The organism is Armatimonadota bacterium (genome assembly GCA_017993055.1).
GTDB lineage: Bacteria > Armatimonadota > UBA5829 > DTJY01 > DTJY01 > JAGONM01.
Map to the genome: position 1 here is coordinate 1 of JAGONM010000009.1, position 24,032 is coordinate 24,032.

At 61.5% G+C, this 24,032-nt stretch carries 19 protein-coding genes; 5 read left to right on the plus strand and 14 right to left on the minus strand.

The genetic code is table 11. The annotated features are described in order from the left end of the window. Positions 1-227: 227 nt before the first annotated feature. Positions 228-1,889 carry a diphosphate--fructose-6-phosphate 1-phosphotransferase gene (locus KBC96_05320; protein ID MBP6963810.1) on the plus strand — a complete coding sequence of 554 codons (1,662 nt, stop codon included), beginning with the start codon at positions 228-230 and terminating at the stop codon, positions 1,887-1,889. A 79-nt stretch (positions 1,890-1,968) separates the two neighbouring features. Here KBC96_05320 and KBC96_05325 read toward each other — a convergent pair whose 3' ends face one another. Both KBC96_05325 and KBC96_05330 read right to left on the minus strand, forming a co-directional pair. Next, complete coding sequence (locus KBC96_05325; GenBank protein MBP6963811.1) at positions 1,969-2,979, minus strand: glycyl-radical enzyme activating protein; 1,011 nt, start codon at positions 2,977-2,979, stop codon at positions 1,969-1,971. A gap of 70 nt (positions 2,980-3,049) precedes the next feature. After that, entirely contained in the window at positions 3,050-5,281 is a 2,232-nt protein-coding gene (locus KBC96_05330) for a hypothetical protein (GenBank protein ID MBP6963812.1), read from the minus strand. A 103-nt stretch (positions 5,282-5,384) separates the two neighbouring features. Here KBC96_05330 and KBC96_05335 point away from each other — a divergent pair, with 103 nt between their 5' ends. Then, positions 5,385-5,528: a hypothetical protein gene (locus KBC96_05335; GenBank protein ID MBP6963813.1), complete on the plus strand. Its 144-nt coding sequence runs from the start codon at positions 5,385-5,387 to the stop codon at positions 5,526-5,528. A 76-nt stretch (positions 5,529-5,604) separates the two neighbouring features. On the opposite strand, the gene KBC96_05340 is transcribed toward KBC96_05335, so the two are convergent. The 9 genes from KBC96_05340 to KBC96_05380 all read right to left on the minus strand — a co-directional run bounded on the left by KBC96_05340 (position 5,605) and on the right by KBC96_05380 (position 19,068). Beyond that, complete coding sequence (locus tag KBC96_05340; GenBank protein ID MBP6963814.1) at positions 5,605-8,493, minus strand: right-handed parallel beta-helix repeat-containing protein; 2,889 nt, start codon at positions 8,491-8,493, stop codon at positions 5,605-5,607. 67 nt (positions 8,494-8,560) lie between these two features. Further along, entirely contained in the window at positions 8,561-9,196 is a 636-nt protein-coding gene (locus KBC96_05345) for a DUF1361 domain-containing protein (protein MBP6963815.1), read from the minus strand. A gap of 62 nt (positions 9,197-9,258) precedes the next feature. Then, the gene (locus KBC96_05350) at positions 9,259-11,892 is read right to left on the minus strand and encodes a C39 family peptidase (GenBank protein ID MBP6963816.1); all 2,634 of its coding nucleotides are present in this window, start codon (positions 11,890-11,892) and stop codon (positions 9,259-9,261) included. A gap of 101 nt (positions 11,893-11,993) precedes the next feature. After that, a complete protein-coding gene (locus tag KBC96_05355; protein MBP6963817.1) occupies positions 11,994-12,866 on the minus strand; it encodes a carbohydrate ABC transporter permease in 873 nt (290 codons plus the stop codon). 443 nt (positions 12,867-13,309) lie between these two features. Continuing rightward, a complete protein-coding gene (locus KBC96_05360; GenBank protein ID MBP6963818.1) occupies positions 13,310-14,272 on the minus strand; it encodes a sugar ABC transporter permease in 963 nt (320 codons plus the stop codon). A gap of 274 nt (positions 14,273-14,546) precedes the next feature. Then, the gene (locus tag KBC96_05365; GenBank protein MBP6963819.1) at positions 14,547-15,737 is read right to left on the minus strand and encodes an ABC transporter substrate-binding protein; all 1,191 of its coding nucleotides are present in this window, start codon (positions 15,735-15,737) and stop codon (positions 14,547-14,549) included. Continuing rightward, positions 15,734-17,014 (minus strand): AGE family epimerase/isomerase, encoded by a 1,281-nt coding sequence (locus KBC96_05370; GenBank protein ID MBP6963820.1) that lies wholly within the window; start codon positions 17,012-17,014, stop codon positions 15,734-15,736. The genes KBC96_05365 and KBC96_05370 overlap by 4 nt, the downstream gene beginning before the upstream one ends. 15 nt (positions 17,015-17,029) lie before the next feature. Continuing rightward, positions 17,030-18,094 carry a carbohydrate ABC transporter permease gene (locus KBC96_05375; GenBank protein ID MBP6963821.1) on the minus strand — a complete coding sequence of 355 codons (1,065 nt, stop codon included), beginning with the start codon at positions 18,092-18,094 and terminating at the stop codon, positions 17,030-17,032. Next, positions 18,091-19,068 (minus strand): sugar ABC transporter permease, encoded by a 978-nt coding sequence (locus KBC96_05380; GenBank protein ID MBP6963822.1) that lies wholly within the window; start codon positions 19,066-19,068, stop codon positions 18,091-18,093. Before KBC96_05380 ends, KBC96_05375 begins: the two co-directional genes overlap by 4 nt. Positions 19,069-19,387: 319 nt before the next feature. Between KBC96_05380 and KBC96_05385 the strand changes: the two genes are divergently transcribed. The 3 genes from KBC96_05385 to KBC96_05395 are packed head-to-tail and all read left to right on the plus strand — an operon-like array spanning position 19,388 to position 20,726. Beyond that, positions 19,388-19,786 carry a hypothetical protein gene (locus KBC96_05385; GenBank protein ID MBP6963823.1) on the plus strand — a complete coding sequence of 133 codons (399 nt, stop codon included), beginning with the start codon at positions 19,388-19,390 and terminating at the stop codon, positions 19,784-19,786. Continuing rightward, positions 19,747-19,950, plus strand: coding sequence for a hypothetical protein (locus KBC96_05390; protein MBP6963824.1), 204 nt, complete (start codon positions 19,747-19,749; stop codon positions 19,948-19,950). The genes KBC96_05385 and KBC96_05390 overlap by 40 nt, the downstream gene beginning before the upstream one ends. After that, complete coding sequence (locus KBC96_05395) at positions 19,947-20,726, plus strand: gamma-glutamyl-gamma-aminobutyrate hydrolase family protein (protein ID MBP6963825.1); 780 nt, start codon at positions 19,947-19,949, stop codon at positions 20,724-20,726. The genes KBC96_05390 and KBC96_05395 overlap by 4 nt, the downstream gene beginning before the upstream one ends. Here the strand turns inward: KBC96_05395 and KBC96_05400 are convergent. From KBC96_05400 to KBC96_05410, 3 genes are all read right to left on the minus strand, one after another. Beyond that, the gene (locus KBC96_05400) at positions 20,702-20,959 is read right to left on the minus strand and encodes a hypothetical protein (protein ID MBP6963826.1); all 258 of its coding nucleotides are present in this window, start codon (positions 20,957-20,959) and stop codon (positions 20,702-20,704) included. The two genes, KBC96_05395 and KBC96_05400, sit on opposite strands and share 25 nt — an antisense overlap. 307 nt (positions 20,960-21,266) lie before the next feature. Then, positions 21,267-21,776, minus strand: coding sequence for a DUF1854 domain-containing protein (locus KBC96_05405; protein ID MBP6963827.1), 510 nt, complete (start codon positions 21,774-21,776; stop codon positions 21,267-21,269). Then, positions 21,773-24,016: an ABC transporter ATP-binding protein gene (locus tag KBC96_05410; GenBank protein ID MBP6963828.1), complete on the minus strand. Its 2,244-nt coding sequence runs from the start codon at positions 24,014-24,016 to the stop codon at positions 21,773-21,775. Before KBC96_05410 ends, KBC96_05405 begins: the two co-directional genes overlap by 4 nt. Positions 24,017-24,032 lie beyond the last annotated feature (16 nt).

The window sequence follows — 24,032 nt, forward strand, 5'->3', positions numbered from 1 at the left end:
GCTCGAAGAAACCTGCCATGCTGACCTCCATGATACGGTTTTCCTATCATTTCGAAGGCTTCAGGCGTAGGTTCCTTCAATATTGTACCTACCACTACTTCGGAGATGTCAAAATGCGTTCGCCCTGCCGGCGGTCTTTGCCAAATCCGCCCGAGTCGACTATAATGATTGTCGGCTTCATGCGGAGCCGCAACACAATCGAAGACGTGGGAGTGAAGATCAACATCATGGCTGCGGAAACATCAGCATTGCAGAGAGCACGATCAGCATACCAGCCGAAGCTGCCGGGGGCACTGAAGGGCGGCAATACTAGGGTGAAGTTTGGAGATCCGTCGCGCCCCGAGACAGATCAGGACGAGATCAGGAGTCTCTTCCCGAGCACCTACGGCCAGCCTATCGTCAAGATCGAGGCAGGAAACGGCGTGCTGAAATCGGACCCGTTGACGGTGGGGGTGGTTCTGTCAGGCGGTCAGGCGCCCGGCGGACACAACGTCATCGCGGGGCTCTACGATGCGCTCAAGGCGGCTAACTCTCAAAGCAAGCTGTACGGTTTCCTCAAGGGACCCGGCGGCGTCATCAAGGGCAAATATGCCGAGATCACGGACCAGATGGTCGCAGAGTACCGCAACACGGGCGGATTCGACATGATCATGAGCGGCCGCGACAAGATCGAGAAACCCGAACACCTGAAGACCTGCCGGGAGAACTTCGAGAAGATGGGGCTCGACGGCCTGGTGATCGTCGGCGGCGACGACTCGAACACGAACGCGGCGATGCTGGCGGAGCATCTCAAGACCGAGGGATGCCGGACGGTTATCGTCGGCGTTCCGAAGACGATTGACGGCGACATGAAGAACGAGATGATCGAGGCATCTTTCGGCTTCGACACCGCGTGCAAGGTCTACTCCGAACTGATCGGGAACATCGCGCGCGATGCGACCTCGGCGGTGAAGTACTGGCATTTCATCCGCCTGATGGGACGCGCCGCGAGTCACGTTACGCTCGAGTGCGCCTTGCAGACACACCCGAATATCACGCTCATCTCCGAGGAGGCGCAAGCGAAAGGGACGACGCTGGAAGAGATCGTGGACTACATCACCGATGTGATCGTCAAACGAGCCGAGAAGGGACGAAATTACGGCGTGCTGCTCGTCCCCGAGGGTCTGCCGGAGTTCATCTCCGACATCAAGGTCATGATAGACGAGTTGAGCGCACTGCTCGGTAAGGAAGAGGAGTACATCTACGGACTGCCCGATCACTCAGAGCGCGCGCAGTATATCTCCGGCCAGTTGAGCGCTCCGAGCGCAAAGGTATACAACACCCTGCCCGTAGACATCCAGAGAGTGCTGCTCAAGAGGGACAGCCACGGGAACGTGCCGCTCTCTCAGGTAGAGACTGAGCGACTGCTTATTGACCTCGTCTCGGACAAGATCCGGCGGTTGAACGAAGGGCGCGACGAGAGAGACAGATACAAGTTCAGTCCGCTCGGCCACTTTTTCGGCTACGAGGGGCGCTGCGCCGCCCCGACGAACTTCGATGCGGACTACACATACTCGCTCGGATACACAGCGGCCCAGCTCGTTCGAGCCGGGTTGACCGGATACACTGTGATGGTGCAGAACCTGACCAAGCAGTCGGACGAGTGGGTAGCCGGCGGAGTGCCGGTCACGATGATGCTCAACATGGAGACGCGGAAGGGCAGGAAGGTACCGGTGATCAGGAAGGCGCTCACGGACCTCGATGCACCACCCTTCAAGAAGTTCGCCGAGAATCGCGAGTCCTGGGCGCTGAACGACGAGTACACGTTCCCCGGCCCGATCCAGTACTTCGGCCCATCCGAGGTCGCGGACAGGACTACCGAAACGCTCGCTCTCGAGAGAGGGCGCTGAGGCGCGAACACCCCGCATCAAACGTCCGACACTGAGAGTGGAACCCCCGGCCGGAGCTTTCTTCGCCGGGGGTTCTGCATTACAGCGCCGTGATATCGTGCCGTTCGATCAGGTACTCCTTCGCGGCCTCCATCTGCTCGGAGGTCGGCTCGCGGAACGGGTTTGGGGCACGTTCAATTCCCAGGCGGAGGTACTTGGAGTCACCGAGAGGATGGTACGAAAGCAGTTCGATCCACCGGCAGTTGCGTAGTGACCGGTAGATATCGGCCAGCCGGTCGAGGTGCCGCTCATCCAGGTTGACGCCGGCGATCAGGAGGCACCGAAGAATCGTAACGCCGCCCGCTTCATCGACCAGACGCAAATTCTTCAATATCGGTGCGAGCGGCACCCCGGTATTCGCCTGGTGGCGCGCCTCGTCGGTGTCCTTGACGTCCCATAGAAAGAGGTCCACCAGCGGGACCATCTCCAGGAAGTGCCGGGACGGCCCGAAGCCGCAGGTCTCGACGCAGGTGTGCAGCGCAGGCCGCCCTTCGATACACTCGCTATGCGAGCACTCAGGGCTGTCGGTGCTGTTCCCGGGGTCTGCACCGCCCAGTCTCGAGTAGCGAAGCATATCGAGAGACGGTGGCACACCATACCTAGCTCCCTCAAGTATCGCACGAGTGAACTCAAACTGGCACAGCGGCTCTCCGCCGGACAGGGTCAGTCCGCCGCCGGACTCCTCGTAGAAGACGCGATCCTTCTCGACCTCGGCTATCACGTCGTCGGCGGTCATCTCCCGGCCCGCGACCTCGAGGGCCCTGGCGTAGCATACCTCGGCACAGATCATGCAGGCCCGGCAGAGGGAACGATCGAAGGCGTGACCCTCCTCAGTCATCAAGTGCGCGCCCTCGGGACAGGCAGAGACGCACTTCGCGCATCCGATGCAGAGCTGCGGCGTGTAGAACAGCTCACGGCGGCTGCTTTTCGATTCAGGGTTGTGACACCAGGCACAGTCGAGCCAGCAGCCCTTGAGGAAGACGACGGTCCGGATGCCCGGACCGTCGTGCGTGCAGAATCGCTGGATGTCGAAGATAGTTCCGGTAGTCAAGTGCCTGGCAAATCCCGAGTACGATTACGATTAGGAGTGCGAGTACGAGCGCCCACGCTCCCGCGCTCTGCTACACCACCTGCTGCGTGCGACCGATCACCATGTCCTGCCAGTTCTTGTCCAGGGTAGCGAATCGCGCCGACCATCCAGCGATGCGGACCGACAGGTTAGGGTACTTCTCGGGGTGCCGCTGGGCATCCAGCAGGAGTGCCGTATCCACGATATCCACGTGCATGAAGCACCCGCCGAGTTTCACGAAGCTCTTCATCAGCCCCACGAGCGCCTTGACGCCCTGCTCGCCCTTGACCGATGCCGGCAGGATCTTCAGCTCGAGAGTGCCGACGTTGGGCAGGTTGGTGTAGTCCATCTTGCAGTAAGACTTGAGCATCGCCGTCGGGCCTTTGCGATCAGTCCCGGGCGACGGGGAGAAGTTCGTGGCGAGTATCTCGCCGAGGTGGTGGCCGTCGGCGGTCGCCTTGCGATACGCCCGCCACTCGATCTCGCGGCCGAAGGTGCTGATCCCCGCCGGGCGGAGGACGCCGTTGCGATCTTTGACCTCTGAGGCCATCCGGGTGTAGTCGTCGAAGACGCGCTTGACCATCGCATCGGCCTCGTCGTTGTCGTTTCCGTAGGTCTCGACGCGGTTGAGCACCAACTGCCGGAGGTTCTCCTGCCCCTGCCAATCGGAGCGCAGGATGTCGATCAACTCGTTCAAGGTGAGCCGCTTCTCCTCGTAGACGAGCTTCTTGATCGCGAGCAGGCTGTTCGCCGTGTTGGCGATCCCTCCGATGTGCGGCGCGAGGGCAGTGTAGACCGGCCCGCGGTCCCAGTAGCCGCGCCCCTTCTCGATGCAGCCCTCGACGAGCATCGACACGACCGGCGGTGCGGCCCCTCCGAGGCAGTATCCGTCCGCGCCAGCATTGTGAGCGTCAACCGCCGCCCGGAGTTCCCTGCAGAACCCGGCGTATAGGCTCTCGAAATCGGTGTACTCGGGATGCTTGTCGCCATCGAGCATCAGCGCCTGCTGGAGCATCTTGAGCGAGTCCTGCGGCGAGTAGATGAAGTTCGACTTCCCGGGGATGATGGCCTCCCAGCAGCCGTCGTTGGCGAACCGTCGGGCCTCGTCGAGCGGGTAGCCGAACTTGACGAGCGCGGCGATGACTACCTCCTCGTTGTAGACGGCCACGATACCGCCGCCGTGGCGCTGAACCTCCGCGATGCGCTTGAGCAGCTTCTCCGGCGTGTGCTTGTTGAGCCGGACCGCGATCGGGTAGTCGCTGATATGAAGCTCCTCGACGACGTCGAGCACGAGGTAGGTCACCTCGTTGGTGACCTCCTTCCCGTCAGCATCGATACCCGCCAGGATGATGTTCTGGTAGTGCTGAGCGTCGCCGCCCCAGTAGCCGCCCGCGCCGCCGATCCACTCCGTGCCCTTGATCCAGAAATGGGCGAGGTCTTCGCGCGCCTCGTCGAGCGTCGTCGTCCCCTGCTCCAGGTCGCGCTTCAGGCAGGGCCAGAGCATCTCGTCGATGCGGCCGATTCCCGACCAGTTGCCGCAGAGACGCTGGAACGCATACGCGAACCAGAGCGACTGGACGGCCTCCGCGAACGTGGTCGGCGGGTTCTCGGGGACGTTCGCCAGATTGCGGAGAACGCGCTCGTAGCCGGACCTCTCAGCGCCGGTGGACTCGGCGATCAACTCGCGGAGGTGGCTGATGTTGCGCGCGTGCCATCGGTCAGCGGCGTCGAGGCAAGTCTTCATGGCGTTCAGCAGATCGACACCCTTGGCATCGAGGCCACCCCGTGCCAGTCGGACAGCGATCTCCTTGCGGATGCCCTTGTATCCGACGCGAAGCACCTTGTCGAAGCCGAGGGTGGTGTGGCTGACGCTGCCTTTGTTGTAGATCGGGACCGCATGCCCGACCGCCTCGGAGAATGTCGCCGATCCGACGATCCGCTCGCCTGGGAGGATGCGCAGAGGCGCGCGCTCGGCGATGAACATGATCGCGTGGGCGCACTTCATCTCCTCCGACGTGCCAGTGACGTCTATCAGGTCCTCGATCTTGACGCCTGAGGGGACCATCGAGCGCCCGAACTCACCGCTCAGCCCGCGCTCGGCGAGGGAGCGGGTGACGTCCGACAGCCGCTTCGGAGTCGGGAAAGGCGCCTCGATGCTCAGAGTCTTTGCTGTGCTCTCCGCCTCCGCCGACTCGCCCGTGCTCAGGTAGAACAGTCCGCCGCCAAGCGCGACCATCCCGGTCTTGATGAAGTCCCGCCGGTCGATGCCATTGTCCTTCGCCATGTCAGCCTCCCAAACGCAGATCCCACTTACCCTATTATACACGAAGACGCGGCATCCCTTACCGGTTATTCGTGGAGCAATCCGGCAGTTCGGGCTGGCGCGGGTGGTCTGCAGCATCAACCCAGCGGACGACATGCGAGCGAGGGAGTTGAAGGAAGCGGACTTCACCGACGAGGGCATCTACCGCGCCTGGTACTTCGAAGGCCGTAAGTGGCACGACGAGCGCTGGTTCTCCCTCGTTAAGTGAGATCTCTAACTAGTGGGGCACGAGTACGACTCCTGACGCAACCTACCGAAACCCCAATGGCTACCGATTCGGCAGACTACTCCGCAAAGAACGACTTCAGGAACTCGGACTCCGGGCCGGGGTAGACCGCCTCGGCGAGGTGCTCTACGCCCTGCTGGTTGCCCCATGAGTAGACGATGTGCGTCTTGCCCTCGAACTCGCAGAAGTCTACGTCCGAGTTGTTGCTGTCCACCGCGCCGGCGATCCGCTCGCGCTCCTCCTGCGTAAGCTTGGGGTTGGCGATCAGCTTGTCCTCGATCGAGTAGTGCATGATCGGGTTGAGCGCACTACTCTCCCACTTGACGAGGTCCTTCGAGCGCACGATGCAGGGGTTGTACGCCGGTCCGGGGTACGCCTCGAGATAGATCATGTAGTACCGGCCCTGAACGTATCGGATCGCGGGGCAAGCGGTATAGCGCTCCTTCGAGTAGACGCACTCCGAGGGGGCAAGCTTCCATTCGCGGCAGTCCTTCGACTCGGCGAACCGGATGGTGAACGGCACGCCGGTCTCCTCCGCGGGGCGGCCGATCTCGAACGCCATGATGTAGCCGTCCCGACCCTTGCAGACCGAGGTGTTGAAGATCCCCCACCCCGGCAGGTTCAGCGCGGTCTTGCTCTCCCACTGCTTGAGGTCCTTCGACCAGAAGACTTCGACTTTCTCACCGTCCCACTTGTTCACGCCGAACGCATAGGCCGTGTCGCCGTCCACGAACGCGCTCCCGAGGTGGTAGCCCTGCGCGAAGCCGGGGGTTTCTTCGCCGGTCTTCATGTCAACGAACCGGAAGTACGACGGCTTGCCCTCATTCGGCTTGTAGTACTGATCGCGCACGTACTCGAAGCGGTAGAGCTTCCCCTTGAAGACGACCGGTGTCGCCTCGACCAGGTCGCACACGGTGATGCCCAGCTTCTTGATCTTCGGCGGCTGGGGAGGGAGTGCAACTCCATCCCCAACGTCTGTGGTGGCGCGGTACTCATCTTTCTGCAAACCGATCTCCTCCATTGGAATGCGCTTGAAGCCGAGCTTGAAGGCGGGTGAGTCGTCCCTCAGCCGGAAGTCCTCACCAGCGAAGTCGACAAACCCAGGATCGGCGTCCACCATGTTGTCCTTGAAGGTGAAAAGCTCGTTGCAGATCGGGTCGATCACCGGCAGCCACCGCCCGCCGAAGGACACGTTCTGCTGAACCCTGTTGTACTTCGGAGCGCCGGGCTCGTCGTCGTAGAGAGTGAGCAGTTCGGGGTAGCGGTCCTTCCAGGGCGACGTGCGGTAGGGCATCGCCTCGAGCTGCTGCTTCATGTAGCCATCCACCGTAGGCTTGGCCCAGTTCATGCCGCGCGCATCCACAAAGACCGAGGGATGGCAGTCGACGAACAGGTTGTTCTCCACGATGCAGTCCCGGCCGCCGCCGATGCAGACGCCCATCTTGGCCTTGTGGAAGACATTGCCGTAGATGCGCATTCCGCTCGCGCAGTCGTCGATGTAGACCGAGCGGACGTCGCCCGTGCCCATGTGATGGAAGTAGTTGTAGCGGATGACGTTCCCCCGCCAGGAGAAGTCGCGCCCGGTGTAGAACCCGCCCGCGTCGCTGGTCTCCATGCAGACGTGGTGCGTCTCGTTGAACTCCATGACGTGGTCGTTGCCGTGGAAGAGGATGGCGCTGTGCGGCGCATCGTGCATCAGGTTGTGCGCCGCCCGGTTGCCGACGCCGTAAATCAGGATCGCGGGTCTATAGGTGCGGCTGAACCGGCTGAAATGGTGAATGTGGTTGTTTACGGCGAAGCACCGGCCCGGAGTGAGCGTGGTCCGGTCGCCCGCGTTGATGGCGATGCCGGTCTCGCCGATGTTGTAGAGATCGGAGGACTGCACACCTGATACCGTGCTCCCCTGGATGCTTATGCCCGTGCAGCCGATGTTCCGGACCGTGCACCCGGCGATAACATTTTGCGAACCGCCGTGGATCAGGAAACCGTCGCCGCGCACGTGCTCGAACGTGATTCCCTGGAAGATGATCTGGGAGGCGCCTTCGATGCTGACGAGCGGAGTCTCCATGATAGAGACGAACACCTCGGCGTTTTTGATGGGCGCGGGCGGCCAGAAGTAGAGTATGCCGGCCTTCCGGTCTACATAGAACTCGCCGGGCTGATCCAGTTCCTCCAGGATGTTCTCCCAGTAGAAGCGCTTGCCCTGAGTGTAACCGTAGACCCCGTGAGGCGGCTCGGTGGCGACGACCCGGTTCGCCGAGTCGATGCTCTTGACCTTCTCGTGCGTCTCGGCCCAGTCCCAGGTCCAGTAGCCGTGGACCCAGATGTCGTCGGCCGACTTCCAGCGGGACGGACGGTCTCCCTCGTAAGAGAACTTGCCGCCCTGGGGTCCGTCGGGGACGCCCGCGATCTTCGCCCACTCGCCGTTCGGGTACCGAGCGATCTGCATCGGCTGGTCGTTGAAGAACAGCTCGAGCGCGGCGGTGCCGCCTCCGCTGAAGCCTCGCCGCTTGAGGGAGCCGAAGTCGGTGATGCCCTGAGCCTTCAGGTCGGCCATGAGGACCGACTTGCGGGCAGCTTCGTCGAGACGAGCCAGGGTGTCGGGACCGGTGACGGGCCGGAAGCCCTTGACCTGCCGACCCCCGGTGATGCGTACGGTCTCGCCCTCGCGGGCACGGTAGACGATCTCCGCACCCTCTGTACCGCCGTCTCCCGCGGTCAGCGTGAACGTCTCGGTGCGGTTGTAGACTCCGCCGCGAATCCAGACGGTCGTGGCGCCGGGGCCTCTCTTCGTGAGGCGTAGGACGTCGCGGGCGCGCTCAAGGGTGGCGAAGGGCTTCGCTTTGGTGCCGGGATTCCTGTCGTTCCCATTGGGAGCAACATAGAACTCCGTCGCCTGAGCGGCCGCGGCAAGGAGAAGCAGTAGCAGAATAGCGAATGGTCTCATGTCGGCTCACCCCCTGAAGTCATTACTCAAGGAGTTCGACGAGGGTAGAGACATGACCTGTCGGGCGTCAGCCGTTCTGCCTGCGCAGCCGCAGGATCAATCCATCGACCCAGACATCCATCACGGAGTATACGAGCCAGAGGAAACCGGCAAACGCGGTGACGATGAACATCAGCCCATGGTTACGGAGCGCACCCATGACTGACATCCACACATACTCCGGCCTGGTGATGATATCCCAGCTGTTCAGCCGCAGGATGAGCCCGAGGTAGACGCCAAGCGACATCAGCAGGAAGAACGGGATCGCCCAGACCCACGGAGTGAGACGAACCTGCCGCATCAGCCAGACGACGGGCCGAATCGCGAGGGCGAACGTCAGCACACCGATCCCACTGTAGAACATGTAGAAGAGGGTGTATGTCATGAGTTCGACCGCGGCCGTCCTACTGACATGCCACTCCGAATAGAGGTTCGAATAGCCGACCCTCGCGAGGAAATGGCGCCACTCGGTCAGCAGGTAGCAGGTGTTCGGCATGAACGCGAGCCACACGATACCGAGGAGAACCATCGCGACCTTGACGGGGATCGTTCGTCGGCGCGGGATCCTGTAGAGGGTATACATGGCATACCCTGCGACAACCGGAATCAGCGCCAGAAAGGTGTTCCAAGTAACCCAGCGAATGAGGTAAGGGCTCGCATACATATCTGAGAATACGCAGAGCAGCCGCGCAAAGTTTCCCGGCGAAGGCCGCGCGCGATACCAGTCTAGTTCAGCACCCGAATCAGGTCGGACGAGGCAATGAGCGACGCATCCGTCGAGGACGGCCGCTGGAGGATACCCCGGACGATCACATATCGGCCGCTCGTCAGGCCATGGGACGGGCAATATACCGTAACAGGCTTGCCGGAACCGTCGTCCACCGTGAACGAGTTGCTATCGAGCACGGCCGCTTTACCCCAGACCATGAACAGGAACTCCCACTGCCTCTCAACCGTGAGTTCGTCGAAGATCGCCCGGTTGGCCGTTGAGTACACGGGAGCGGTGGTGTACGCGCCGTTCGAATCGCTCGCGACGTTGCCCGCCGCGTCTTGGACTTCAACCAGAACGGAATGCGAGCCGAGAACCGCATCCGCCGGTACAGAGCCGGACCAGATTCCGCCGTCTGCAGCAAGGGGAATGCCGTTTGCCGTCACCGTCTGGACCCACAGATTGTCGGATGCACTCACCTGCACCAGGACCGGATCTCCGGCCGCGGCCAGCGACGGAGACACCGCAACCGAGGTCACGACGGGCGGAGTCACATCGGCGAAGAACACCGGGCTCAACGAGGTCCACTCGCCCCACGCGCCGCCGACGGCCTGCGACCTGCCCCACACCCTTCCGTCGGCCCGGAAGACAAAGACCTGGAGTCGGCCATCGTCATGGTGACCCACGATGGGCGCGCCGACGGCCGATCCGCCGAGCGACGTCCAAGCGCCCCATGCACCATCCGCGACCGCCTGGAAGCTTCGCATGACCTGTCCCGAGTCGTCCGTAAAGAACATCTCCTGAAGGCCAGACGGCGTGCGGGCAAGCACGGGATCGGACCCGGAAGATGCGCTGATCGCGGTCCATCCTAACCAGGATGTACCCACGTCGAGGCTCGCCTGACGATTGTACCGCAGAGTGCCGTCGGCGAATCGGCAGAAAACCTCGGTTCGGCCGTCGGAGGCTCTTCCCATCGCAGGCTGCCCGACGATTGGTCCACCCAGGGAAGCCCAGACAGGCCAAGACCCGTTGTTGGCCTGGTACTTCCAGTAGAGCGCGCCGTCCACACCGCGCACGTAAAGCTCCTGCCTGCCCTCCCACGTAAGCGCGACGACGGGATCTCCGGCTGCGATGCCACCGAGCGATTCCCACGCCTGCCAGCCGCCTCCCGAGGCCTCCCACTTGTGGTGGATGCTTCCATCGGACATCCTGCAGAAGATGTCCAGGCGCCCGTCGGGGCTCTTGCCGACCGCAGGTTCGCCTTGTATCGGCCCGCCGAGGCTCGCCCAGTCGGACCAACTCCCGCCCGCAACCACCTGCGCGCGGTAGTAGAGGTTGCCGTCAGTGAATCTGGCGAAGACCGTGTTGCCCTTGAGGCGGTTGGTGGCGGCAACCGGGTCGGAGGCAACCGTGCCGCCCAGGTTCGTCCATCCGCTCCATCCGCCGTTCGGAGCCGTCTGCCGCATGAAACAGGTTTCGCCTGCGATGCTGCGGGCGAAGAGACCAATCCTGCCTCTGGTATCGGTGACGATCGGTGCGGCGGCCTGATAGGTGTAATAGGGATACCGGCCGTACACCAGATTCGGCATCACGGCGATCAACACTCCGCCCGCGTGATAGAGCCACACATGCGCGATCTGGTTCGCATTGTAGACGACATGATCCCACCGCGAGTCCGCGCCGGCGGGGTCGTTGCAGATATAGTCACCCGAAGACGTCACTCCGACCATCAGCACCAGGTGCCCGTTGGTGGAAGGAATCGGCGAGTTCGTGAGTTCGCCCGCGCTATATGCCATGCTCATGATCACGGCGTTGCCGGCGGCAAACTGATCCCTCAACGGCTGCTGCCCGTTGGCGCGGAAGGTGTATGCCTTGAACCCGTGCCTGGCCGCGCCCTGCGCGATCATCGGCCAGTTGCCGTAAAGATCATTGTAGTCGTCATAGCAGTCCGCCGCGACGGTCGCGGTGGGCAGGTTGCAGCCGTAATAATCCTCGGCCATGGTAAGAGAAGTGGGGCCGCAGATGACATCGCCGATGTCCGGTACCCAGTACTGCGAACGCCAAGGGACGGGCAGAGAGGTGGTGGCTCCCGGGCCGGGCAACGGAGAGTATGATATCAGCGTGCCGGTGTCGGCGTAACAGAGAGACATCAGGCGTAGCGTCGGCGTCGCACCGAGCCTGTTCGTGTACAAGGTGACCCGGTATTCGATCCGAGGCCAGGCAGTGTAGAGCATGAGGGTATCTATGTCAATGTACCCGTACGAATCGCTCTTGTTGCGCTTGATGCCACCCGGGATGTAGCCCATACGGGCGACCTCGTACCAGATCGTCGAGGTACCGCCGTTCACCGCTCGGACCTCCGTCCTGGCCCCTGTGCCTTCGGGGAAATCCAGATTCCAGGAGGGCACGACGTTGTTCACCAGGAAAGGAGCGTTCGTTCCGGTGAAGCTCGCAATACCGCTGGTCGCGGTGGAAGTCAGACGTATGCCCGTGCCTGAGACGTACTGGGTATTCGCATCCAGGGCAACCGGCGCAAGGGCCGTCTGAAGGTCAAAGACGCTTGTCGAACTACGAGGCGAAGTCGTTTGTGCAAAGGCGGCGGAAGCGAGAGCCAACACGGCCACGAGAACTGCATGTGGCGCAAGACGCATGGTATAACCTCTTACGGACGGTCCGCACTACATGCCATTATACGCGATGCCGCCGAAATGTCAATCCGTATGCCGTTTCGTGAGGCGCAGGAGCGGCGTCCTCAGCCTTTTATGCCTGTAAGAGTTATGCCTTGAATGAAATACCGCTGGGTGAAGAAGAAAACCAACAGGACAGGGAGCATCACGAGCGTCGAGGCGGCCATGAGCAGGCCGTACTCAGCGCCGTGCGCGCCCTGGAAGAGCTGAAGCGCGTACGCGAGCGGCATCTTCTCGGGCGAGTTGACGTAGATGAGCGGACCCATGAAGTTGTTCCACGAACCCATGAAGGTCATGATAGTGAGCGCCGCCAGTGCGGGCTTGATGAGCGGAAGCATGATCCGCCAGTAGATGCCGAAGTAGCTGCATCCGTCTATCTTCGCCGCATCCTCCAGATCGTTCGGGATGGTCATGAAGAACTGGCGCAGCAAAAAGACACTGAACGCTCCGCCGAAGAACGACGGCAGCCAGAGCGGTCTGAGCGTGTCAATCCATCCGAGCGCGCGGAAGATCAGGAATACCGGGATCATTGTTACCGCGCCGGGGAGCATCATCGTCGCCAGCAAGACCACGAAGAGCTGGTCGCGCCCGGGCCATTTGAGGCGTGCGAACGAGTAGGCCACTAGCGAACTCGACATTATCGTGCCGAGGATGCTCAGAATCGTGATGTAGATGGTGTTCCAGACGTAGATGAGGCCCTTGCGAGTCTCGACAGGCAGGTATTCCAGCGCATCAGAATAGTTGTCCCACTTGAGCGCAAATCGCCGGACCCTGGTCAGTTCCGACCTGGCGACGACGGCGGTCTCGCCGGCTCGCGGCTGAGGGGGCAGCACCTTGATTCGCTTGCCGCCGTCCTCGAGTTCGGCGATCTCGGCTACCGTCACGTTCCCCGACTCGGTCTTCCAGGTCGAGACACCACGAGGTTCACCGTCCACCATCACCTCCACCTGTCGAGTCGGCAGCCAGACCGGCGGGTACTTAAAGATCTCGTCCTCCTCCTTGAGCGACGTCGTCAGCAGCCACGCGAACGGTACCGTGAAGATGACGGATCCGGTGAGCAGTACGAGGTGCAGGGAGACCTTGCGTCCGTACTCCTTGCGTTGCTTGATCCGCCGCCAGTCCATCACGGTCCTCTCGATCACGATCTGCGCCAGAGCGAGTCCGATGACGGCCGCCGCGACTACGGCGAAGTATCTGACCGGGCGAGCCGACTGCACCTGCGCAGCGACTAAGGCAGCGGGCGCCAGCGAGACGATCGTGCCAAGGAGCATCGCGGGCGCGCGGCATCTGGCGGCTTCGATTACCTGCACGAGCAGGAGCCTCAGCACCGCGTAGAGCAGAACCGTGCCGAGCATCCAGAGCAACGGGTAGAGCGTCTGGTTCATTTCCCCTTCTCAGCCTCGTAATGGACCCAGCGCGGCGCGAGCTTGAGCTGAACCACCGTCAGCACGAGTATGATCACGAACAAAAGCCATGCGAGCGCCGACGCGTATCCCATCTTGAAATATGTGAATGCGTTGTTGAAAAGATAGAAAACCGGAACGATCGTCGAGTCCACCGGACCACCGCCTGTCATGATATAGATCGTCTCGAAGGTCTGCAGCACGCCGATCGTTCCCATGATCAGGTTGAAAAACAGGTACGGCGTCAGCATCGGAATCGTGACGTTCCAGAATCGGCTCCACCAGTTTGCGCCGTCAATGTCGGCGGCCTCGTAGAGATGCTGAGGTATCCCCTGAAGGCCCGCGAGCCAGAGGATCATGCCTCCGCCGGCGCCCCAGAGTCCCATCATGATGAGCGCAGGCTTCGACGTTGACTCGTGGCTGAGCCAGAGCGGAGCGGAGAGGTTGAACCAGTTGCCAAGGGTCGCTCTCCACGCGGCGTTGATAAGGCCGAACTCGGGATTGAGCACCCAGACCCAGAGGATCGCGTTGGCGACGATCGGCACGATCGAGGGCAGGTAGTAGATCGTACGGTACCAGGTCATCCCGCCCACCTTGGTGTTCAGCAGCATGGCGATGGCGAGTCCGGTCGCCATCCCGAGCGGCAGCCCGAAGACGGCCAGGAACCCCGCGTTATAGAGCGCCTTCGACAGGTAGTACCAATCGTCCTTCAGCAGCTCTCGGTAGTTCAGCAGGCCGACCCAGCGCGCCGCGTGAAGGACGTCGTAGTCGCAGAAGCTGAAGATGATCGAGGCGACGATCGGCCCGATGGTAAACACCAGGAAGCCGAGTATCCACGGCGCGGCGAAGAGATAACCCGCGATCGCCTCACCTTGCCCCAGCTTACCGATGGGCCCGTACTCGCGGAGTTTCCTGCGGATGTATGCCGCGAGCAGAAGCATGCCACCCGCAACGATCAACCCCGGGTACAGCCAGTTGAGCCGGGGGTACTTCTCACGGTTGAAGACCTTGTCGAGTTCTTTCTGAACAGTCCGCGCGCCATCCGCCATCGCAACCTGGGGAGTCTTCTTGTGATGCGTCGCCAGGTCGAAGGCCCGGACGTGCTCGTCCCAGAGCCGCTGTCCGACGAACGTGACCGGGCGGTACTTCGAGACCTGCATCAGGTCCAAGAAGAGGCGCAGGGGTTCGCGAAACTTGAGCGCACCCGGGGCGAACTCACGGAAGACCGTCTCGTTGACCCTCCTGTTCGCGGTCATACTCGGCACATACGGACGACCCTTGCTCAGATTGTACTCCTGCTGGGCGGCGCACGATATGCGGTTGGCCTCCTCGGAGCACATCCACTTGATGAACTCCCATGACTCGTCCACGTTCCTTGCCCCCCCTCGGGATCGCCAGAGAGAACCCTCCGCTCCAAGTGATGAACTTCGGCTCCCCGGCGAACCGTCCCCTGCCCTCCAGACGCTCGCGAGGGACCGGCGCGGGGGCGACCCCGAAGTCGAGGTCCGGACCAAAACGCGCGATGCCGTTGAGGAACCAGTTGCCGTCAATCTTCATCGCCACGAGGCCGGTCAGGAACGGGTCGAGTTCGTTCGACTTGAAGCCGGACGAGAACGAGTTGATCGAATCCACACCCTTCAGCTCGTCGTAGACCCTTACCATGAACTCAAGCGCCTCGACGGAGTACTTGTTGTCAAGGGTGCACGTCCGGCCGTCCGGGCTCATGAACTCGCCGCCATTCTGCCAACTGTAGAGGTAGAGCCAGCTGTTGCCGAAGTTGGGAATGAAGCCGATACGCTTGAACCCGCCGTCCTTGCGGTAAGCTGTGAGCTTTTTCGAGCAGGTGAGCAGTTCGTCCCAGGTCCGGGGCGGCTTGTCGGGATCGAGGCCGGCCTCGCGGAAGAGCGACTTATTGTAGTAGAGGGCGCGGTCGTCGGTGCTGAAAGGGATCGCATAGACCTTGCCCTCGTAGCAAGCCTCGGCCCAGCAGGCCTCGTAAAACTCCTCCTGTCTGATTGGAGGAGTGCGACCGGCCTGACCCATCCGGCCTGTCTGGCGCAAGTCCCGCGCGATCAGATCGTCTAGCGGCATGAAGGTGTCCCGCGAAGCCCAGTCGCCGATGGTGAAGCGGTCCTGGTGGACGATGTCCGGCGGGACGTTGCCCGCGATGGCGGTCATGAGCTTCTGGGGGTTCATGCCGCCCGCGCCCATAGCGAGGATGCGGACGTCAACGTTCGGGCGGCGCCGCTCGTACTCAGCGACTGCGGCATCCAAGCCCTTGGACTCCTCGCTCGACTGGAGTCCCCAGACGACGAGCTTGATCTTGCCCGCGTCCTTCGCCATGCATCCCGTGATGAGGAGGGTATTGATGATCACGGCCAGCAGAATAATATGGCTCTTTCTCATGGCTTGCACTCAGGCAGGGACGGCATCGCTTCGAGCACGTGGCAGACGGTGTAGAGGTGCTGTGAGTACCAGTTAGACCTGGGCTTGGCGTTCGGCTTTTCGTTGACCTTCTGGAAGAACGTGGCGAACAGCCCGGCGGGCGACTGCATGTAGGTAAGCGCGTTGACGCCCGAGATTGCCTTACGCTTCGCCTCCTTGTCACCCGTGGCGGCATAGAGGTCGGCCAGCGCCAGGCAGTAACGGGCCGTGTGGCCGGGCATCATGTGCTCGAACCCCTCCTGCTCCGACACAGCGGGCGCGGGTGCGGCGGGATGTCCCTCAGTGTGAACCAGCCGCCCCTCGAGCCGACCGAGGATGCGGCGTCCCATCTCGATGTACTCCGGGTGCCTTTTCGCGTGGCGGAAGAGATAGTCGGCTGTGAAGCACATCGGCTCGGCGGAGTACTTGTTCTGCGGCTTGTTCTTCACGTCTTCGTGGTACGTGCCCCAGAGGTCCTTCTCGACGTTCCGCTCGATCATCAGTTTCAGCGCCCGGTCATGGGCCTTCCGGTAGGCTGGCTTCTTCTCGTAACGCAGCATGTCCTCGAAGAACTGGACGAAGAAGACAGGCGCTCCTCCAAACTCCTGATAGACCTTGCCATCGCCCCACACGACTCTGAACGGCCAGCTTCCGTCGTCGTTCTGGCGCTTGACGAGCGTCTCGGCGATGGCCTTCGCGCCATCGAGGTACTTCTTCTCGGAGGTGACTTCATACAGCGCGAGGTAGGCGCTCCCGATGAAAGCCGCCTTGTCCGGCTCGGTGCTGTCAAGATCCCCTGAGCCTCCGGGTTTGCCGTCGACATACGCCGAGTAAGGGATATTCGGATAGTGGGCATCCGATGGAGTGGAATGCGCAAGGTTCCAGTCTGCGAGGTCGCGTGCTCGGATGAGCCATTCCTTCTCGCCGCTGTACTTGTAGTAGGCGATGAACGTGCGTATGAAGTAGGCATGCTGGCGCGCAGGGAATGCGAGCTGCCGATCCACGCGCGATCCATCCTCATTGACGTGGGCGCTAAGGAAATAGCCGGCCAGTTCGCGGTCGATCCTACCAGGCACATAAGCGCCATCGGCCTTCTTCAGGAACTTCATGGCGTCGGCGATGGCCTCGGTCACGGGCCGGAGCGGCATGACGAGGCCGTCTTTGACCACGACCTTCGGGGTCTCCTGTGCGGAGCATGTGATCAGCACGCATCCAATGAGTATGGCCACGAAGACACCCCAACCGACCGACTCTCTCACGTTACTCGTCTCCTTCTATGCTTTGAGTCCGGATATCACGATCCCGCGGACGAAGAACCGCTGGTTGAAAATGAACACCAGCAGCACCGGCAGCAGCACGATCAGGGACGCCGCCATCAGCATCGTCCAGTCGGTGTTGTACTGCCCCTGGAACGATGCCAGGCCGACCGGGAGCGTCTTCATCCCGGTGCTGTCCGTCACGATCAGCGGCCACATGAAGTCGTTCCACGAGCCCATGAAGATGATCGTGGCCAGAGTCGCCAGCGCTGGCTTGCTGAGCGGCAGGATCACGTTCCGGTAGACCCCGAGCTTCGTGCAGCCGTCTATTCGCGCCGCGTCCTCCAGGTCCTTCGGGATCGTCAGGAAGAACTGCCGCAGCATGAACGTCCCATACGCCGAGAACATCCCCGGCAGGATCAGCGCCTTGTACGTGTCGCGCCAAGGGACGCCGGTCCATGCGTCCAGGTACTTCATCAGGACGAACACCGGGATTATCGTCACGACGCCGGGCACCATCATCGTCGCCAGGTAGCCGAGAAACAGCCTGTCCCGCCCCGGGAACGTCAGCCTGGCGAACGCATACGCCGCGAGCGAACTCGTCAGCAGTTGGCCGAACATGATGCAGAACGCGACTACCAGGCTGTTCACGTACCAGACCAGGAAGCCGTCCGCGTTCCGTATCAGGCCGAAGAACGCCTCGTCCACCGGGAACGCCTTCCATGCGCGCGTGTAGTTCGACCAGACGAACTTGGTGCGCTCGACAGGCGTGAGGTCCCTCCGCCGGACGGTCAGGATCTCGCCGCCCTCCGCTCGGACTATGGTGTATGATTTCTTCTCCAGCAGGCGCAAGACCTTCATTCGCCGACCGTCATGTTCGAGCCGCGCGGCCTTGAGGTAACGGTCGCCCTCGCGCACGACGACCTGCTCGCTCGGAATCCACTTCGGGGGGAAGCGGAAGACCTCGCCCTGCTCCTTCAGCGATGTCGAGATCATCCACACCAGAGGCGCAAGCATGGTCACCCCGCCCACCGCGAGCACGATGAACACCAGTACGCGGAGCATGCGCGCCTTGAGTTTCATGAGTAGTGAACCAGCTTTGAGCCGACCCGCCAGTTGATGATCGTGAAGCCGAGCACCAGCATGAACAGCACCCATGCGATCGCGCAGGCGTATCCCATGCGGTAGAAACCGCCGAACGCGTTATTGTAGATGTAATACATGATCGTCGTGGTCGAGCCGGCAGGCCCGCCGCTCGTCATCAGAAACGCCTGCATGAATCCGCCCTGGAATCCGCCGATGATGCTCATCACCGCAATGAAGAAGGTCGTCGGGCTGAGCAGCTTCCACGTGATGTGCCGGAACTTCTGCCACGAGCCCGCGCCGTCGATGTCCGCCGCCTCGTAGTACTCCTGCGGGATGCCCTGGAGGCCTGCGAGGTAGAGCAGGCAGTTCATCCCGCCGACGCCCGCCCATAGGCCCATGATGATCAGCGACGGTTTTGCGAGCGCCGGGTTGTAGAGCCACATCGGCGCTTCTCTGAAGTGGACGAACTTCGACAGGAATGCGTTCAGCAGGCCGTATTCGGGATTGTAGATCCACCTCCAGAGAAGCGCGACGGCGACGCCGGAGCAAATGCTCGGCAGGAAGTAGATCGTGCGAAAGACGGTGACGCCGCGGATCTTCTGGTTGAGCAGCATCGCGGTGAGCAGCGACCCGGCGATACCCAGAGGGATGCCGAGCATCAGGAATACTGTGTTCCAGAGGTACTTCCAGAAGTCGGGGTCGTTGGCGATCAGTCGTCCGGCCTCGCGGTGGAATCCGAGCAGCTCGCCGAAGTTGCTCAGCCCGACGAAGTTCTTCGCGTTAAGGGGCTGGAGGACATCCCAGTCTGTGAGGCTGAGCGCGAGCGACGCCAGGATCGGGAGGAAGGTAAACACCAAGAAGCCGATGAGGTTCGGCAGCAGGAACGCATACGCCCCGAGCGCATCCTTGAACCGCCCTCCCCTTCTCGACACCGGATACTGGTCACTGGTCACTCGATCCCCGGTTTCCATGCCATGTCCCAGCGCTGATTGTACCGGAGCACCAGATGCGGTGGCAAGTGCTAGCGTGTCAGCAGTTGGCAGATAAGCGCGAGCGTGGTAGAATGCTGTCGGAAGAATCAACAACAGGTGCGACTATGGACATCAAACAACGACCGAACCACAGATTGTATATAGAGACGCTGCGGCGCATGACGCCGGAACAGAGGCTCATGAAGGCGTTTGAGCTCACAGAGTTCACACGGTCTTTATTCATGCACGGGCTCCGTAGCCGCTTCCCTGATCTCCCGGAAGATGAACTGACTGAGTTATTCATGGAGCGCCTGGACAAATGTCACAACCAGAACTACTGAAGAGAGTAGTAGAGGCTCTGGATGAAGCCGCCATCGACTACATGGTAACAGGCTCGGTTGTGTCCAGCCTGCAGGGTGAGCCACGCTCCACCCACGACATCAACGTGGTCATCTCGCTATGCTCTGAATCCAGTCCCAGACTGATTCAGCAATTCCCAGCGCCAGATTTCTACCTCGACGAGAACGCCGTCAGCGATGCAGTCGCACGCAAGAGCATGTTCAACCTGCTTGACGTCAATGGCGGGGACAAGGTGGACTTCTGGATGCTGACAGGCGAGCAATACGATCTTGCAAGGTGGGCTCGGGAGTGTGTGAGAACATACTCGGCGAAGACGTCATGGTTTCTGCCCCAGAGGACACGATTCTGGCGAAGCTGAACTGGGCCAGAATGTGCGGAGGCAGTGAGAAGCAGTTTACGGATGCACTCCGGGTCTACGAGGTTCAACTCGGAAAACTTGATCTGGATTATCTGCACGACTGGGCGAAGAAGCTGGGGGTGGAAGATCTGCTGGAGCGCCTGGAGTCACAGGCCACCGCATGAGTAAGCCCGTTATCGGAATCACAGCAGGGCGGAAGATCGAGGAGTACGCGAAGTACCCGGAGGCGATCGAACTCGCGGGTGGGGTGCCGGAGTTCCTCAACATGGAGAAGAACTCCCCGGCGGAACTGGAGGAGATCGTCGCGCGGTTCGATGGGATCCTGTTTACTGGCGGATGGGACATCCACCCCGACTACTACCCCTCGCGGGCCAATCCCGGCGATGAGAGCCTCTCGACCGACGATCTGCTCACTGAGTATCACATGACCTGCACCCCGGAGCGCGACGCCTTCGAGATTCCGCTTGCGAGCTTGGCCTACGAGAAGAAACTCGCTATGCTCGGCATCTGCCGGGGATTCCAGGTGATGAACGTAGCACTCGGCGGAGGCCTGATCAAGGACGTACGCACCAGCCTTCGACATAGGGCTTATGTGGAGGCTGACGCCCCTAAGCACGAGCCGGGAACGAGTGCTATGCACGGAGTATCCGTCGATCTGAACAGCCGATTCTATCACATCACGTGGACCTGGCCCTGCGTCGTGAACAGCAGGCATCATCAGGGGATCACGCTCAAAGAGATGTCGCCAAAACTGAAGGCATCGGCTTTCGCGCCGGACGGGATCGTGGAAGCCGTCGAGGCGACCGAACACCCGTGGGCAATCGCGGTGCAGTGGCATCCCGAGAGGCAGGCGGATGAGTACGTCTACGAGCCGTGCAAGGCTCTGTTCAGGGCGTTCGTGGCGGCAGCGCGCCTCTACTCGTCGCCGAAGTCCTCATAGAGGCCGTCGTCGGGAGACATCTCGATGATCTCATCAGCCTCGAGCCAGATCGGCGTCACCCCGCGGTACAGGGTGTAGAACCGGCCGAGTTCCTTCGATACGTCCATCAACTTGTCGGATCGAACTGCGAACCGCTCCCTGTTGGTCCCCGTCTCCAGAGGATAGCGGTACTTGATCTTGAAGCTCTTTCCGAGGGTCATCTGGTCTTCCAAGGCCGCCAGGTCAAACTGCATGTCCTCTCAGCCTCCTCGGGCTGCATTCGCAGGCATCCCGGATTTTCGACGTTTCGCTTCTGAGAAACCTGGGTATGAAACACTAGTGCCGATATAGCATAGTGCATCGGACGACGTAACAACGCATCCGGAGCCCTGCTCGTTTCGGTCCCAAGCCGAGACGTGATGCTATGCGGTTACCTCTCTCCATAGGCGCGGCAGCAGACGGAGCGGCACCGGCTGCTGCCGCAGCCATCTCACTCTCATCACGACCGCGCCTTGACAGAGGCTTTCTTCGCCGCAATTCTAGCAAAGCCGCGACGCGGTGTCAAATGAGCCGGTCGAGCCATTCCCGGCTTCCGACGTCGAGTCCCTCGATGCAGATTTCATACCTGTTGCCGTCCACGTCCGTGAGCACATATCGGCCGACCTCGACCTCGGTCATCGTGTCATGGATGCCCTTGGTAATCAGGCGCTTTGGTCCGCGGTCGGTGTCCACGCGCCATTCGATGCCGCCGAAGCGTTGGCGAATCGTCTCGATCTTCCTGACCTGGGGAACGTAGTAGCGCATCTCGAGATCATCCTCTATCAGGGTCCTGCAATCCTTCGGCAGTTCGTGCAGATTCGCTACGATGCCGATCTCGCCGTCGGACCCGTCTCTGATGGAGATGAACCTCTCCGGGAGTGAGTAGGGAAAGCACCGTCTGCACTTGACCCGGAGAACCGACTTCTCGCCGTGGAGCGTGAGCCTGAGCGCGCCTCCGCCGGTACGCCACAGAGAGAAGTCGTCGGCCCCGAGATAACGCACGGCACCCGCATCTCCCTGCCAGTCGCTCATCCGCCCACCCCTATCGTCTTCGAGAGCTCGCTCTGCATCTCGACGAGCTTCGCATAGGTGCCGCCCTTCTTGACGAGTTCCTCGTGAGTGCCGAGTTCAGCCTGTTTCCCCTTGTCGAGAACGAGCAGCCGGTCGGCGTTGCCGAGTGTAGAGAGACGGTGGGCGATGGCAAAGGTCGTGCGATTCTTCACAAGCCGTCCGAGCGCCTCCTGAATCTGCTTCTCCGTCGCGGAGTCAATCGAACTCGTCGCCTCGTCGAGGATGAGAATCCGCGGATCGTGCAGGATCGCGCGGGCGATGGCAATGCGCTGCCTCTCCCCCCCGGAGAGCGATTGGCCTCGCTCGCCGACCTGCGTCTCATAGCCGTCGGGGAAGTTGACGATGAAGTCGTGCGCGTTGGCCGCCTTCGCGGAGCGGATGACTTCCTCCAGGGTCGCGTCGGGCTTCGAGTAGGCAATGTTGTCATAGATGGTGCCGCTGAAGAGATAGGACTCCTGCGGCACCATCCCGATCTGCCTGCGCAGGTCTCCGAGGCTGATCCGCCGGATATCCACGCCGTCAATCTCGATATCACCTTCCTGCGCGACGTAGAACCGCGCGAGCAGGTTTATGATCGTGCTCTTGCCTGCGCCGGACGGGCCGACGAGGCCGATCATCTCGCCCGGACTCACCTCGAGGTCAATATCGTGAAGGACCGGGTTGTGCTTGTCGTAGCCGAACTTCACGTGGTTGAACCGAACCCGACCCTTCATGTCCTCGATCCGCACCTGATGCTCAGGATCCGTCTCCTCGCGCGGCGAATCCATGATCTCAAATACGCGCTCCGAGGCGGCAAGGCAGCGGCCGATCCAGTCCCACATGCGAGTGACGATCTGGAGCGGCCCGTAGAGCATACCGATGTAGCCGATGAACATGATGAGCGTTCCGGTCGTCAACCCGAAATCCAACACGCCGATGCCCCCCGCGTACCACACGATGAACTGCCCGGAGCTGAGCACGAACCACATGATCGGAAGCATGGTCGCCCAAGTCTGCTCGGCATGCATCGAGGCCTGGTAGAGATCGCGACTGCGGCGCTCGAACCGACCGATCTCCTTGTCTTCCTGGGCGAACGCTTTCACGACCCGCAGGCCCTGCAGGCTGTCCGACATCACGCTGTGGAGCTTCGACCACCGGTGCCAGACCCGCCGGAAGACCCACCGTAGCCGAGTGAAGATGAACATCGCCGCAACCGAGGCGATCGGAGCCGGTATGATCGTAAGCGCCGCAAGTCTCCAATTCTGCTGGAACATTATCGCCAGGACGAATACGAGCAGAAGCGTGTTCGACACGATGAACTGGATGTCGAATGCGAGGAACTCCTGCAGTGCGTTCGTATCCTGCGATACCCTGCTGATCACGGCACCCGTCTGACGCTTGTCGAAGAATCCAACCGTCAGCCGCTCGAGTGACGAGTAGAGCTCCATCCGTATGTCATGGATCATCCGCGATCCCAGGTACGCTGTCATGCGCGACTGGAAGATTCCCATCACCATTGAGATCAGCCGCGTGACGACCAGCGCCAGTACGATCAGGCCCAGCATGTGCAGCAGGTCCGCCCGAAGCTCTCCCGGCACCTTCCCCCGGTACGGCTCTGCTTTGCGAAGCACATCGTCCACCAACACCTTCGTAAGGTACGGTGGCGCCAGCATCATCAACTGGCTCGCGAGCATGAGAAGGCCCGCTGCGATCGTCAGCGTACGGTACGGCCGTACGTAGCCGAGCAACCGCCGGATCGCGCGCGCCTTGTTCACGCAGTTCGGGCATACGTCGGAACCTGTCTCCAGCGGGAACGCGCATTTCGGGCATCTGCGCGTGCGATCCTCGTCGGTTAACGGTGGGGCTTCCTTGCCCTGGGCCTGGGCCTCCACCCGCTTCGCCGCATATCCGAACTCCTTCGTCATGGCATTGGAATATCGAATGAGAGGAACGAACTCGCCCCCGACATTGGCGATCAGACAGCCGCTGCCAACCTGGGCTTCGGCGTTGACGCCGATGACATCGGCCAGCGGGAGATCGCGACTGACCGCAGGCCGCCCGTGATCCCGGCTGATTACGTAGACGCGGTCATCGGTGGTGATGAGCCACTGCCTGCCGATCTCCCCGTCGGGCGAGAGGTCGCTCTCGACGGACAGGCGGACCGTAGGGCTATCGCTCAGCCCCTCGACGTGCTGTTTGATTTCCTCAGGAAGAGGGTGCATCGCTCGACCATCCTAG